12 protein-coding genes are annotated in these 14,640 nt (G+C 65.2%); 9 read left to right on the top strand and 3 right to left on the bottom strand.

The features are described from left to right. The first annotated feature begins 107 nt into the window (after positions 1 to 107). The gene (locus MWU77_RS01260; RefSeq protein ID WP_169688348.1) at positions 108 to 1,634 is read left to right on the top strand and encodes a CYTH and CHAD domain-containing protein; all 1,527 of its coding nucleotides are present in this window, start codon (positions 108 to 110) and stop codon (positions 1,632 to 1,634) included. Positions 1,635 to 1,767: 133 nt separating this feature from the next. Then, positions 1,768 to 2,661 (top strand): universal stress protein, encoded by an 894-nt coding sequence (locus MWU77_RS01255; protein ID WP_169688347.1) that lies wholly within the window; start codon positions 1,768 to 1,770, stop codon positions 2,659 to 2,661. 68 nt (positions 2,662 to 2,729) lie between these two features. Here MWU77_RS01255 and MWU77_RS01250 read toward each other — a convergent pair whose 3' ends face one another. Both MWU77_RS01250 and MWU77_RS01245 read right to left on the bottom strand, forming a co-directional pair. Beyond that, positions 2,730 to 3,452 (bottom strand): VIT family protein, encoded by a 723-nt coding sequence (locus tag MWU77_RS01250; RefSeq protein ID WP_247272753.1) that lies wholly within the window; start codon positions 3,450 to 3,452, stop codon positions 2,730 to 2,732. Positions 3,453 to 3,504: 52 nt separating this feature from the next. After that, positions 3,505 to 4,947, bottom strand: a complete 1,443-nt coding sequence (locus MWU77_RS01245) for an AAA family ATPase (protein WP_247273040.1) — start codon at positions 4,945 to 4,947, stop codon at positions 3,505 to 3,507. A 191-nt stretch (positions 4,948 to 5,138) separates the two neighbouring features. On the opposite strand from MWU77_RS01245, the gene MWU77_RS01240 reads away from it, so the two are divergent. The 6 genes from MWU77_RS01240 to MWU77_RS01215 all read left to right on the top strand — a co-directional run bounded on the left by MWU77_RS01240 (position 5,139) and on the right by MWU77_RS01215 (position 12,933). After that, positions 5,139 to 7,535 carry a glycerol-3-phosphate 1-O-acyltransferase gene (locus MWU77_RS01240; protein WP_247272752.1) on the top strand — a complete coding sequence of 799 codons (2,397 nt, stop codon included), beginning with the start codon at positions 5,139 to 5,141 and terminating at the stop codon, positions 7,533 to 7,535. After that, positions 7,532 to 8,962 (top strand): HAD-IB family hydrolase, encoded by a 1,431-nt coding sequence (locus tag MWU77_RS01235; RefSeq protein ID WP_247272751.1) that lies wholly within the window; start codon positions 7,532 to 7,534, stop codon positions 8,960 to 8,962. Before MWU77_RS01240 ends, MWU77_RS01235 begins: the two co-directional genes overlap by 4 nt. After that, the gene (locus MWU77_RS01230) at positions 8,963 to 10,120 is read left to right on the top strand and encodes a YbhN family protein (protein WP_247272750.1); all 1,158 of its coding nucleotides are present in this window, start codon (positions 8,963 to 8,965) and stop codon (positions 10,118 to 10,120) included. A gap of 114 nt (positions 10,121 to 10,234) precedes the next feature. Next, positions 10,235 to 11,809, top strand: coding sequence for a sodium-dependent transporter (locus tag MWU77_RS01225; RefSeq protein ID WP_247272749.1), 1,575 nt, complete (start codon positions 10,235 to 10,237; stop codon positions 11,807 to 11,809). Then, positions 11,806 to 11,913, top strand: a complete 108-nt coding sequence (locus tag MWU77_RS24885) for a methionine/alanine import family NSS transporter small subunit (protein ID WP_169688341.1) — start codon at positions 11,806 to 11,808, stop codon at positions 11,911 to 11,913. Before MWU77_RS01225 ends, MWU77_RS24885 begins: the two co-directional genes overlap by 4 nt. 177 nt (positions 11,914 to 12,090) lie before the next feature. Next, on the top strand, positions 12,091 to 12,933 hold the full coding sequence (locus tag MWU77_RS01215) for a hypothetical protein (RefSeq protein WP_169688340.1): 843 nt from the start codon (positions 12,091 to 12,093) through the stop codon (positions 12,931 to 12,933). 31 nt (positions 12,934 to 12,964) lie between these two features. On the opposite strand, the gene MWU77_RS01210 is transcribed toward MWU77_RS01215, so the two are convergent. Then, the gene (locus tag MWU77_RS01210) at positions 12,965 to 13,618 is read right to left on the bottom strand and encodes a TetR family transcriptional regulator (protein WP_247272748.1); all 654 of its coding nucleotides are present in this window, start codon (positions 13,616 to 13,618) and stop codon (positions 12,965 to 12,967) included. A 142-nt stretch (positions 13,619 to 13,760) separates the two neighbouring features. Here MWU77_RS01210 and MWU77_RS01205 point away from each other — a divergent pair, with 142 nt between their 5' ends. After that, entirely contained in the window at positions 13,761 to 14,612 is an 852-nt protein-coding gene (locus MWU77_RS01205; protein WP_169688464.1) for an LLM class F420-dependent oxidoreductase, read from the top strand. Positions 14,613 to 14,640 lie beyond the last annotated feature (28 nt).

Raw genomic sequence — 14,640 nt, 5'->3', positions numbered from 1 at the left:
TCCCGGGCTTTGTTGTGTTTCACATCCTGCACTCGGGACATATCGGGAACTCGATGGCACAGTTGCATTCCAGGGAGCACTCGGTGCACACCACCGACAGGAGGATCATGACGCCGGCGAGATCGACCACATCGGTATCCGAAGAGACCGAACGCAAGTACACGGCGACATCCGACCAGGACGTGCCCGATCTCTCCGGGATCGCGGGAGTCACGTCGATCGACACCGACACGGTCGATCTGTCCGCCCAATACTTCGATACCCCTGATCTGCAGTTGCTGCGATCGAAGATCACCCTTCGCAGGCGTGAGGGTGGCGATGACGCAGGCTGGCATTCGAAGCTTCCTGTCGGCGACGACACCCGGACCGAACTGCATCATCCGTTCGCGGCGAGCGGTCCCACCGACCTTGTGCCCGATGCGCTGCTCGGATTGCTCCGCGGGGTTCGGCGGAATCGCCCTGTGGCGCTCGCCGCGCTACTGAACACTCGACGCCGTCGGTATCGGCTCCGAGGGGCCGACGGTGCGCTGCTCGCCGAAGTGGTCATCGACGATGTGACCGCGATCCGCAGCATCGACGACGCCGAACCGCAGTGGCGGGAGATCGAGGTCGAACTCGGGCGGGGGGCCGACCCCTCCATCCTGGATTCTGTCGAAGAACTCCTCGGTGCGGAAGGCATCACACGCTCCCCGAGTCCGTCGAAGGTGCACCGGGTCCTCGGCGACCTCATCCCGGCCACCGAACCCCTGCGCGGTACCGCAGGCTACCTGCGCGACTATCTCGCACACGAGCGACAGACGCTGTTGATGTCCGACATCGCCGTGCGCCGCGACGCACCCGACGCGGTGCACAGCATGCGCAAAGCAGCCCGCCGCCTCCGCAGTGCCCTGCAGACCTACGCAGACGATTTCGCGATCGACACCGCACTCGTCGAGGAACTGCGCTGGCTCGGAAGATGTCTGAGCCCGTCCCGCGATCTCGAGGTCCAGCACGAACGACTCGCCGATCGAGTCGCGGAGATCAGCGTCGAACGGTATCGCGAGGCCACCCGCGCGCGCATCGACGAGTACTTCACCGCCAAATCGATTGCGGCACGCGCAGAAGCGATCACGACGCTCGACTCCGATCGGTATCTGGCACTGATCGACAGTCTCGACACGCTGATCGGCGAACTGTCGGCCACCCCGAAGAATCGCGACAAGCAGCACCGTCCCAAACCCGCAAAGCTCGCCCGGTCGATCGAGGATCTCGCAAAGAAAGTGACGAAACGTGTGGACCGGGTGGCCGAAGCCCCCGACGACACAGAGCGCGACGAACGGATGCACCGCGCACGCAAGGGGTCGAAGCGCCTGCGCTACGCGATCGAGGTGATCGCGCCGCTGCATCCGAAACGCGCCGAGCACGCACTCGACAGGTTCGACGAGTTCCAGGACCTGCTGGGCGAGTTCCAGGATTCGGTGGTCGCACGCGACCACCTGCTCGATCTGGCGTCCGAGCAGGGGCACTCTGCCGAGTCCAGTTTCGGGCTCGGTGTTCTTCACCAGCTCGAAGCCGAGATCGGCGCTCAGCAGGCCGTGCATCTCGAGGCGGCATGGAAGAAGGCATACAAATCCGCACGCACGTTGTGGCGCTGAGTCAGGACCTCGAGACCCGCCACGGCGCGACGCGGTTCCGGGGCATGCGCCGGAACCGTGTGGCGTAACGTGACATCCGTAGCCGATCGGTCGCCCCGTCCCGCAGGTCGCCGTACAAATGAAGGAGACATCGATGAGCACACCGAGCACCAGCAAGGCCGTCGTTGCAGGTGTCGACGGTTCCGAAACCTCTGCGGCAGCCGCCCGCTGGGCAGGCGCACTCGCCGCGCGTCTGGAGGTGCCACTCGAGCTCGTTCATTCGTTACCCAGCGAGGGGATCTTCTACAGCGAAGCTGCAGTCCTGATCCAGTCCCAGATGGTCGAACAACTCGAGAAGGACGGTAAGCAGGTCCTCGCCGACGTCGCCGACCTCGTGCGTGCCGACAATCCCGGCCTGGAGGTCCAGAGCTTCATCGGCCCCGGGCCCGCAGCAACCTCCATTCTCGAGGCCGCCGAAAAGGCTCGCGTCGTCGTCCTCGGCGCCACCGGCGCAGGCAAGGTCGAAAACTTCCTGCTCGGCTCGACGGTCGTACGCGTCTCCAACCACGCACCGTGCCCGGTGGTGGTGTGGCGAGGCGACACCTCCAATCCCCTCCCCAGCTCGAAGCCCATCGTCGTGGGCGTGGACGGTAGCGAACTCTCTTCTGCCGCAGTGGAGTACGCGTTCGAATATGCGCAGACCCTCGGAGCACCGCTCTCGGCCGTGCATTCGTGGATCGGCGACGCCGCACTCGGCGTCGGTGCCACGGCCGCGCTGGTCGACTGGGAGGCCGTGGAAGAGTCGGAGTCGGCCGTACTCGCGGAGTCCCTCGCGGGTCTGCATGACAAGTATCCGGACGTCGAGGTCCGTCGCGTCATCGATCGCGGTCCCGCCGCGAAGGTACTACTGAACCACCTGCAGGATGCGCAGCTCGCTGTGGTCGGCAGCCATGGGCGCGGCCAGTTCGCCGCCGCTCTACTCGGCTCCACCAGTCAGAACCTTCTACACAACGCGCCCTGCCCTGTCCTTGTCGCGCGCAAGCCCTGAGGAAAGCGCCGGACCGCACAACGCTCAGGCCCACGTCCCCTCCGGGCGTGGGCCTGAGCGCGGGTCGATCAGATTGCGACCCCGAATGCAGCGCCGAGTCCATAGGTCACCGCCATGGCAAGCGCACCTCCGAGCACGACACGCGCCACCGCGCGCCCCGGTCGCGCGCCACCCAGCCAGGCACCGACGGATCCCGTTGCGGCGAGCGCACACAACACTGCCACGAAAGTCACTGGGATCCTCACAGTTTCGGACACGAATACGATCATGAGAAGCGGCGCCAACGCACCCGCTGTGAATGCGACCGCAGATGAGAGCGCCGCGACCCACGGGTTCGCAAGCTCGCTCGGATCGATCCCCAGCTCTATTTCCGCGTGCGCCCGCAAGGCGTTGCGGGCTGTCAGTTCCTCCGCTGCCGAACGTGCCGTGGCACGGGACAATCCCTTGTGCTCGAGCAGGCCGGTAAGTTCTTCGAGCTCCGCTTCGGGCATCGCTGCGAGCTCGCGTCGTTCGGTCCGCAACGCGGCTCGTTCGGTGTCGCGCTGCGCACTCACCGACACGTACTCCCCCAACGCCATCGAGACTGCGCCCGCCGCCAGCCCTGCCACGCCGGCAACAAGAATCGTCGACCGGTCTGTGGTGGCTGCGGCAATGCCGACGACGAGGCCCGCCGTGGAGACGATTCCGTCGTTCGCACCGAGCACCCCGGCCCGCAACCAGTTCAGTTTGGTGGCGAGACCGCTGGTGTGCGGCTCCGCGGCATGATCGGACACTGACTCCGGTATCGACATATCGTCAGAGTAGAACTCGCAGACAGCTTCCGATAGCACGGTCAGCCTCACCTCACCACGGCGCACGGCCGAGTTCCCTTTCGATCCAGTCGGAGTCGGGAGATCCTCCCTTCGTCGTATCGAGGACCACAGCGCCCGGCCACTCGTCCCGCCGGTGCAGTTGTTCGTCGAGCACCGCCGGTGTAGCATCGGAGGCATCGTCTCCACGTGCGGTGCGAGATGCGATGCGCTGCATCAGCACCCCCCGGTCGGCTCTGCATTCGATCTCGATCAGATCTGCAGTCGCCGAAACCGCGACCTCCCGCGCAGTGCGACGACGCTCCTCGGAAAGCCACGTTGCGTCGAGCACCACCGATTCGCCCCGTGCAAGCAGGTCACCGGCACGACGGCACAGTTCCCGGTAGGTGGCCTCGGTACTCTCCGCTGAGTACAGACCTGAGCCGACACCGTCCCCGGTACGTTCGGTCGGAGCCATCCCGGCAAGTTCCTTACGGATCACATCGGTTCGCAGGACAGTCGCTCTCAGCTGACCTCCGATCGCCTTGGACAGCGTCGATTTCCCGGTTGCGGCAACACCACCGATGAGGATCAGCCGCACCCGTCCACGGTCGAGATTGCGCTCTACCTGATCGAGGTAGTCGAAGGTTTTCTCGCGTGAGGAAGCATCACCCTGCTCGTGTCGTAGCGCGGTCACCTTGGCGCGCACCAGGGCGCGGTAGGCGATGTAGTGATGCACGAGCGATGCGGGGGGATGATCGTGCGCATGGGAGGCGTATGCATCGAGCAACGTGCGCGCCGCGTCGGGAGCGCCCAGGCGTTCGAGATCCATTGCAAGGAAGGCTAGGTCGAGGGCCGTGTCTCCATAGCGCAACTCGTCGTCGAACTCGAGGCAGTCGATGATGCGCGGGCCGTCGTCCATACAGAAGATGTCGTCGCAGAGCATGTCTCCGTGTCCGTCGACCGCTCTGCCTGCCGCAACACGGCCATCGAACAATGCTGTGCGCCCCTGTAGATAGCGTTGGGACGCAGTGCGGATCCGAGCCAGGGCAGACCCGGCCTCCCGCCCGATCTGCAGGCGATCGAGGTGATCGAGGCTCAGTCGCCACAGTTCGGCAACGAAATCCGCAGTCGCGCACCGATCGATTCCGGAGTTGTGCGGCGAAGCGGCGTGCAGGGCCGCAACCTGCCGTGCCACATCGTCGATTGCCGCGCCGACATCCTCGCCCCGTTCGATCAATGCCGCCATCCGCCGATCGTCGGGAAGCCTCTTCATGACGACGAAGTGCTCGCACACCTCCCCTCCCGGATCGTGCATGTCGGCCACGCCGAGATACACGTCCGGTGCGAGGCGCCGGTTGAGCTCCACTTCCCTGTGACAGATCTGCTCTCGCGCAGCGCGCGTGCGATTGTCGAGAAAACCCAGATCGAGTGGCTTCTTCATCTTGTGCACTCGATCGCCGACGAAGAACACCAACGAGCTGTGGGTTTCCCGCATCGACGCGTATGAGATCTCTGCTTGCCCCGCCACTGTGTACTCCTCGTATCGGTCCGCGGCCTCCTTGCCCCACTGTGCCCGCATCTCGCGCGGTTCGTGCACTCGGGCACACAGTGACTTGCGCCGTTGCGCCTGAGCGCCCCGTCCGAAAGCGGTAGTTTGCTGTCGAGCGGATATCGAACAGGGGAACGATGCATATCGACGGGAAGCCCAGCGTCGGCGAGAAGAACAGCGCCGCCGGGAACAGACGGGTCGTCATCCTCTCCGCGGCGAGGACGAAGATCGAACGTGACCTCCTGGACCACTGGTGCAACTCGGAGTACGTGCCCGACGATTACGGTGCGGCGGCTCGCCCTGACGTCGTGGACCTCGACTCCCGAGTCCTCACTTCCGAACTCTCCTCCCGAACCGACGACCCGCTTCTCGTCCCGGTCCGGGTGGTGTGGCTCCCTTCCGAACGCGACGGTGCCCGCCGCGCGCGGTTCTCGGATGTCCTTGCGCTGACCAACCCCCGCAACCCGAATGTCCTGATCCAGAAGTGGCTGGTCGGCAGGTCCTCCGACCGGTACCGGATCGTGGTGGCAGCACCCGCGCACCTCGACGATCTTCGTGAGCAGCTTTCCTCCGAGGAACACGGCCGAGTCCCGGACGCGGGGTCCCTCGCGCGTTATGTGACGCGACGAGCTGTGGTTGCCCTCGAGCGCGCCGAACGCGCCGTCATCGGTGATCGGTACAAGGTGCCCCGGCTCGTTGCCGCGCAGATCATGGATCAACCGTCGTTCCGTCGGCGTCTCGACTCGATCGCAGCCGAGGAACACCTTTCCCGAGACGAGGTCGATGCACGAGCCCGCGCCGCACTCGATGAGCTCGTTGCGGTGCAGTCACGCCTGGTCACGGACCTCTTCACACAGGCCATGCGTCCACTGCACAGCTCGGCATGGACGGTGCACGCCGACGACTCCGGACTGGAGGCGCTACGCGAGCTCAATCGCACACATCCGCTGGTGTTCCTGCCGTCCCACCGGTCGTACGCCGACGCGTTCGTCCTGGGCAGCATCCTCGCCGATCACGACTTCCCCGGTAACCACTTGATGGGCGGTGCCAACCTCACGTTCTGGCCGATAGGACCCATCGCGCGTCGCACGGGCACAGTGTTCATCAGGCGAAGTTTCGGGAACGACACGGTGTACAAGGCGGCGCTCGAAGAGTACTTCGCTTTCTTGCTGGGCAAGCGGTTCAATCTGGAGTGGTACTTCGAGGGGGGTCGCACCCGCACCGGCAAGCTCCGCAGGCCGCGCTACGGACTCCTCAATTATGTTGCAAACGCGATCCGTAGTGGCCGTGTCGACGACGCGATGCTGGTACCTGTATCGATCACCTACGAAGGGCTCGCCGAGGTTGCAGCCGTGGCGGCCGAGCAGACCGGGTCCCCGAAGAAACCCGAAGGCCTGAGGTGGCTGGCGAATTACGCCCGCAATCAGCAGCGCAGCGCAGGCAATGTCTACGTGCAGTTCGGCACACCGTTGTCGATGCGAGCACAGCTCGCGGCGGGCGGGGACCCCGACCTGTCCGAGCCGGAACCCGACGAAAGCACAGCCCACGACCCCGCGACCAGGGACGGGCTCCAGCGTAAGGCGATGCAGAAGGTGGCATTCGAGGTGGCGGTCGGGATCAACCGCACCACACCGGTCACCGTGAACAGCCTTGTCACCCTCGCTCTGCTCGGGGTCCGCGACCGAGCGCTCACGCTCGACGAGGTGCGGGCTGTCGTCGCGCCGGTCCGCAGTTACCTCGACGCCCGTGGAGCCCCGCAAGGCGAAGTCGAACTCCTCGACCTCGAAGGTGGGCTCGCCAGGGTTCTCGCTGCGTTGACCGACGCCGGTGTGGTGACCACATACGCCGGGGGCGACGAGGCGGTGTACTCGATCCAGCCGGGTCAACATCTCGTCGCCGCGTTCTACCGCAACAGCGGTATCCACTGGTTCGTCAACCGCTCGATCCTCGAACTCGCCGTGCTCTTCGTACACGAGCACCCCAGTGACAACCCGGTGCGCACCGCGTGGCACGAGGCGAAGAATCTGCGCGATCTGCTCAAGTTCGAGTTCTTCTTCCCCGACCGCGACACGTTCGAATCGGAGTTGCGAGCCGAAGTGGAACTTCTCGTGCCCGAATGGGAATGGGGAACGCCGCTTCCCAGCGAGGGCCGGGCGCTCAACGCGCTGATCGAGACCGGGCTGTTCATGTCCCACCGCACGCTGCGCTCGTTCTTCGACGCACAGCTCGTCGTCGCCGAGCGGCTGGCACTCAGGGACCCTACGCTCGAAGTGGAGCGTGACGCATTCCTCGACGAGTGCGTCGCGGTAGGACGGCAGATGCTGCTGCAAGGCCGGTTGCACGGTTCCGAGTCCGTATCCTCGGAACTGTTCGCAACAGCTTTGGAGCTGGCACGCAACCGCGGGCTTCTCGACCGGAACGACGACTCGGTCGCGCAGAAGCGTCGTGCGTTCGCGTCACAGCTGCTGGCCGTCGGTGAGCGGGTCGCGTTGGCCGAGTCACTGGACGTGTCGAACAGGAAGGCGGATCGGTGAACATCGAGCAGGCACTGCACAGGGTGCGGACGGGGCCGCAGGGCCCCGAGGTGGCTGCGTTCTTCGACTTCGACGGCACCATCGTGCATGGTTTCTCCGGCCTGCATTTCTTCCGTGACCGGCTCCTCGCAGGGAAGGTGACCGCGGCCGAACTCGCGTCGACCATGGTCAACGGTCTGCGCGGAACCGACAGCGAAGCCGATTTCGAACGCTTCGTAGCCGTTGCGTTCAAGGCTTGGCGCGGCCACAGCGAGGAAGAACTGTACGAGATCGGGCAGCGGCTGTTCATGTCCACGATCGCCGGTCACCTGTATCCCGAGGCGTGGCAGCTCATCGGAGCGCACCAGAACGCGGGCCACACCGTCGTGATCGCGTCGTCGGCATCTCGATATCAGATCCAAGCGGCAGCCGACGCACTCGGCGTCGAGCACGTGCTGTTCACTCCGCTCGAGGTGGTCGACGGCGTCCTCACCGGGAAGGTCGATGGAAAGTCGTTGTGGCGCAGTGGAAAATCCGACGCGACGCGCGCATTCATCGACGAGCACGCCATCGACGGACCGCGCAGCTACACCTACTCCAACGGTGGCGAGGACGCCGAGTTCCTCGCCACCACCGGAAATCCGACCGCGACCAACCCCGACCGCACACTCGACCGGATCGCACGCGAACACAAGTGGCCCATCCTGCGGTTCCGGCCGCGTGGCACCCCCGGGGTGAAGGAGGCGGTGCGCACCGCCGCCGCGTACGGCGGGATCGTCGGTTCCGTCTGGACGGGGCTGGGACTCGGCCTGATCAATCGCAGCCGCAAGACTGCACTCGACTCGATCGTGAACATCGGGTCCGATGTGTCGCTCGCACTCGCGGGTATCGACGTGCGGGTGCACGGGGAAGGGAACGCGTGGGAGCATCGCCCGGCGGTGTTCATCTTCAACCACCAGAGTCAACTCGATCCGGTGGTGCTTGCGAAGGTCCTGCGTCACGACTTCACCGGCGTGACGAAGAAAGAGCTGGCGAACGACCCGCTCTTCGGTGCGTTGCTGCGATTCGTCGGTGCCACGTTCATCGACCGCGGCAACACCGAACGCGCCGTGGAGGCACTGGCACCGGTGGTGGACACCCTGCGACAGGGCACCTCGGTCATCATCGCCCCGGAAGGCACGCGCTCGCTGACGCCGCAGATCGGGCGGTTCAAGAAGGGCGCATTCCGCATCGCGATGGAGGCCCGGGTCCCGATCGTCCCCGTAGTGATCCGCAATGCCGGGGAGATGCTGTGGAAGCACTCGACCCTGCTGCGGTCGGGCACCATCGACGTCGCAGTACTCGCCCCCATCGATGTGAGCGAGTGGAGCGTCACCGATCTCGACACGCACATCGCCGCAGTCGAAGACTTGTACCGAAAGACCCTCACGGACTGGCCGATCGAGTAGATGACCGACGACAAGACCCCCGACGAACAGACGACGGACACCAGCGACACGACGGACACACCCGACCCGACGGACGCCGCAGTTTCCGGGAATTCCGGTAAGAGCAACGGCTCTGCTCTGACTCCGAATCGGCGTCGCTACCTGAAATGGATCATCGGCGGCCTGCTCGCGGTGGTGCTCACCGTCGAGGTGATCCTCGTGTGGCCGGAGCTGACCGACGGGGTCAGCGGCCTCGGCCACCTGTACTGGTGGTGGGTGATCGCCGCGATCCTCGCGTCGGTTGCGGAGATGACGAGTTTCGCGAGCGTTCAACGCACGCTGTTGTCCGCCGCGGACGTGAAGGTGACGCTTCGCCAGTCGCTTGCCGTGGCGCTCGCTTCGAACTCGATGAGCGTGACCCTGCCGGGTGGACCGGTCGTGGGAACCACCTTCACCTACCGGCAGATGCGCAAGTGGGGGGCCGCCCCCGTCATCGCCACGTGGCAGCTCGTGATGGCCGGCCTGCTCCAGGCCGCGGGACTCGCACTGCTGGGGCTCGTGGGCGCTCTGCTCATCGGCGCCACCACGAACCCGTTCTCGCTGATCTTCTCCATCGGTGGTCTCGCCGCATTCCTGGTGCTCGTCCAATACGCAGCCAGCAATCCGGGGTCGCTCGAATCCATCGGCCTGATCGCACTGCGCGGGTTCAATCGGCTCAGGAAGAAGCCTGCGGAGGCCGGTTCGCGGGCGTGGCGCAAGATCGTCGATCAGATCGGGGCCGTGCAACTCGACCGTCCACACGCCGCACGCGCCTTCGGGTGGTCGCTGTTCAACTGGGCCTGCGACGGCGCCTGCCTCGCCTTCGCTGCGTATGCCGTCGGTGGCACGCCCAGCCTCGCGGGTATTGCTGTGGCCTACGCTGCCGGGACCGCGACGAGCCGTGCGATCCCGTTGCTGCCTGCCGGTCTCGGCGTGATGGACGCGGTGCTCGTTCCTGCGCTCACGGCAAGCGGAATGTCCGGCGCGGAGGCACTGTCCGCTGTGCTCGTGTACCGCCTGATCAGCTTCGTGCTCATCGCCGTGATCGGTTGGGTCGTATTTGCTCTGCGCTACCGCGGCGCCCCGGAGGAAGAGGATGACGACCCAGGGCCGGGGCTCGACAAACTATGGCAGGACTGACCTGATCGGCTGCGTGCCGATGGTCCGACGTGATCATGAATCCCGGATTTGTTCCGATTCCGGCGCTGTGGGGACTAGCGTCTACGCAATCGAACGAGTGGAGGGACAAGGTTCGTGGCACAGCACGAAGCTGCACACAAGCGCGAGGTCTGGTCAGGGCGGTCGGTGTTCATCATGGCCGCCATCGGCTCGGCCGTCGGTCTGGGCAATATCTGGCGATTCCCGTACATCGCATACGAAAACGGCGGTGGGGCATTTCTCATCCCCTACCTGGTGGCCCTGCTCACCGCGGGTATTCCGTTGTTGTTCGTCGACTACGCAATGGGACACAAATTCCGAGGATCTCCGCCGCTGGCGTTCCGCCGACTGAGCCGCGGCAGCGAATTCCTCGGGTGGTGGCAGGTCCTGATCTGCTTCGTCATCGGCGTCTATTACGCGGTGATCGTCGCGTGGGCAGGCTGCTACACGTTCTTCTCCATCACCGAGGCGTGGGGCGACAACCCCGAGGGCTTCTTCCTCGAGGACTTCCTGCACATGGACGCCGAGGCGACGTTCGGTCTGAGTTTCGTTCCGGGTGTCGCATGGCCGCTGGTCCTGGTATGGGTCCTGGTCGTGGCCGTTCTTGCACTCGGTGTGCAGCGCGGTATCGGCAACGCGAACCGCATCTTCGTTCCGCTGCTCGTGATTCTGTTCGGCGCCCTGGTGGTCCAGGCATTGCTGCTCGACGGCTCGGCTCTGGGCCTCGATGCGTTCTTCACTCCCAACTGGGAGGCTTTGACCGATACCGGCGTGTGGATCGCGGCATACGCGCAGATCTTCTTCTCGCTGTCGGTCGCCTTCGGCATCATGCTCACCTACTCGTCGTACCTGAAGAAGAAGACGAACCTGACCGGGTCCGGTCTAGTGGTGGGCTTCTCCAATTCGAGTTTCGAGGTGCTCGCCGGTATCGGCGTGTTCTCGGCACTCGGCTTCATGGCCCAGGCGCAGGGCGTGGCGGTCGACGAGGTCGTGGCGAGCGGCATCGGTCTTGCATTCATCGCGTTCCCGACGATCGTGTCGCAGATGCCGGGCGGCCCCATCTTCGGCGTGCTGTTCTTCGGGTCGCTGGTGTTTGCCGGGTTCACGTCGATGATCAGCATCATCCAGGTGACTGTCTCCGCCTTCCAGGACAAGACTGGGCTCGGCAAGGTACCCGCGGTCCTGACGATCGGCGGCGCTGCGGCGATCGTGTCGATCCTGCTGTTCCCCACCACGACCGGCCTGAACACCCTCGACGTGGTGGACCGGTTCGCGAATCAGTTCGGCATCGTGGGTGTCGCGTTCGTCGCCGTCATCGTGATCGCGTGGATCCTGCGGCGCCTGCCCGAACTGCGTGACCATCTCAACTCGGTGTCGTCGTTCAAGGTCGGCGTGGTGTGGCAGGTCTTCGTCGGTGTTGTCACTCCGGTGGTGCTCGGTTACATGCTGTTCAGCGAGATCCGTGACCGCGTCAACGAGGGCTACGGCGGTCTCCCGGACAGCTTGGTGACGACGTTCGGGTGGGGTGTTCAGATCGCGGTGATCATCCTGGCGATCGCGATGTCGGTCATTCCTTGGCGTCGTGGGATCGAAGCCGAGTTCGAACTCGACGAGAACCGTACCGCTTCCACACCGACACTCCACAAGGCACAGCAAGGAGAGAATTCGTGAACACCTCCGCAATCGTGATGATGGTCCTCGCTCTGGCCACCTTGTGGGGCGGGCTGATTCTGAGCGTGCTCCATCTACGGAAGCACCCCGACGAGATCGAGTGATCTGCTCGACCACAGTGTCGGTTGAGTAACACACGGGGCGGCGCTCTGGCCGGAGCGTCGCCCTTGTGCTTTCCTGGATCTAGCTAGCCTCAACCTTTACTTGAGACTGAGAGTTCGAACAGTGTTGACACGATCCGTCGAGACCGATGTGTCGAGACCTGATCCACAGGAGCCCACATGACCCGCAGGACCACGCGCCTCCGGATGCGCCCCTTCGCCGCCGCGGCCGCGCTGGCCGTCGCGGCCGGCCTCGCACTGCCCGCCGTCGCCGCGGCGCAACCGGCGGAACCACCGATCGTCGACGCACCCGCGCCCGCCGATGTCCCCGCACCCGCCGCCGACAGCGCAATCGCCACCACGCTCGGCGTATTGCGCTCCACACCCGGCGTCGACCAGGCTGCACTAGCAGCGGCCGAGGCCATCGCCGGCGCACGCGGCAGTGCCGTCGACGCAGCCGAGGGAACGCCCCTCGCCGCGTACGACGAGGGGATGGAATTTCTGCGCCGACTCGGCGTCGAGCCGTTCCTCTACCCCACCGGCGCACCGTTCTGCACGCCCGACGGCAACCTGCCCCTCGGAATCGCCCCCGCGGTTGCCGGAGCGGTACCCGGACCATGGCCGGGTCAGAGCATCGGAGAGTTCTCTCTGGACGTCGTCGACCCTGCCCAAACACTGTTCGCCTTCGTACCGATGGGCCTGGAGGACGACGCGAACGCCGACGGCATCCAGCTCGCATGGCTCAACGTCAACACGCTCCAAGGCGGACTGGTGCCGATGGGCACACTCGACGAAGCCTCACGCGCGGCGATCCCCGAGACGATCCCGGCCCCCATGCGACCGATGGTCGAGGCGGCCATCTCCCAGTTCCTTGCCGACACCGTTCCGTTCGGCGGTGTGCGCGTCGCACCGGTCGACACCGGCGCGGGCACCGTCCTGGCCGCCGTGTTCGGCACGGTACAGAACGGCGAGTCGTCGTGCTTCTTCCTGCCGACCGTCGGAATCGTCGAGGTGCCGGCCTGACGCCTGCCACAACAGGATGCAGCGGGTGAGCTCAGCTCACCCGCTGCATCCGTTCGAGTCGGTCGAAGACCAACCGCACCGCGGTATCCATGTGCTCGAGAACACCTTCACCACTCTGTCGCCCATTGGCCCAGGCGACCAGGGTCGACATCCACACGTCCGCAACGATGCGCACCGCGTTGAGCACCTCTTCGGTGACGACCTCGATACCGGCCGACTTCGCGAACAACTCGGTGAGCACATGACCGAGCCGGTCCAGCTCAGGCGCCGACGACGCGTCGGCGAACATCACGGCACGCACCAGAGCGTCGTATTGGCGAGGATCCTGCTCGAGCCTCGAGACGGACGCTTGCAACACTCCCATGATCCGCTCGTGCGGCGTATCGCCCGGGAGTTCGGCACCCGAAAAGTACTTGCCCACCTCTTCGAACTGGGTCACCATCGCCACCACGAGCAGCTGGTTCTTGGACGGGAAGTACCGGTAGACCGTGCCGAGCGCGACACCCGACCGATCAGCGACAGCACGCATCTGCACGGCGTCGTAACCACCCTCGGACGCGAGCGCCTTCGCAGAGTCGACGATCCTCAGATACCGTGCGCGCTGCGCCGGCTTCAGCCCGGCCCCCGGCGACTGAGCAACCGGACGTTTCCGCGCCTCGACCCCCACGGCCGACTCTTCCGTCATCGACGTCACCTTCCACTAGTGCACGTCCAGGATAGTGGAACGTCTTCATCAAGCCGGAAATACTAGACACCTGTCCGGAAACCCTTCCATCCGACGGTAGAACGCGTTACATTTTTTGCGTCATCCGATGAGAGGGGTCGCTGTGCGCCACGGAATCACCCTGTTCACGAGCGATCGGGGAATCCGACCCGACACCGCCGCGAAAGCCGCAGAAGAAGCGGGCTTCGACAGCTTCTACGTGCCCGAACACACACACATCCCGGTCCGGCGCGAATCCGCACACCCCGGAACCGGCAACGAGACCCTCCCCGACGACCGCTACATGCGCACCCTCGACCCATGGGTCGCGCTCGGTCTCGCCGCGGCCGTCACCTCGACCATCAAGCTGGGCACCTCGGTCGCACTCCCCCTAGAGCACGACCCCATCACCCTCGCGAAAACCATCGCCACGCTCGACCACCTCTCCGGCGGCCGCGTCGTTCTCGGAACCGGATTCGGCTGGAATGCAGAAGAACTCGCTGACCACGGAGTCCCACCGAAGAAGAAACGGACAGCCCTGCGCGAGTACCTCGAAGCCATGCAGGCGCTGTGGACCCAGGAAGAAGCGACCTACGACGGCACGTTCGTATCGTTCGGGCCGAGCTGGGCATGGCCCAAACCGATCCAGCAACCTCGCCCGCCGGTACTGCTCGGTGCCGGCGCCACCGACCGGAACTTCGAGTGGATCGTCCGCTCCGGCGACGGCTGGATCACCACCCCCACTGAACGCGACATCGTCGACAACGTGCAACGCCTGCACAAGATGTGGGCCGACGCCGGGCGCACCGGAACCCCCGAGGTGCTGGCGCTTGCAGGTCGTCCCGACACCGGACAACTCGAACAGTGGCGCGACGCCGGCGTCACCGAAGTGATCTTCGGATTGCCCGACCGCTCCGCCGACGAGGTTGTCGCCCATATCGACCGTCTCGCCGGAAAACTCGGCCTCGCGTCCTGACCGACCCACCCGCACCAGAAACGGATCA

Source organism: Rhodococcus sp. F64268 (assembly GCF_023015605.1).
In the GTDB taxonomy this organism is placed as follows: Bacteria; Actinomycetota; Actinomycetes; order Mycobacteriales; family Mycobacteriaceae; genus Rhodococcus.
Note: the sequence above shows the minus strand (reverse complement) of the source record. Positions and strands in the feature narration are given on the sequence as shown.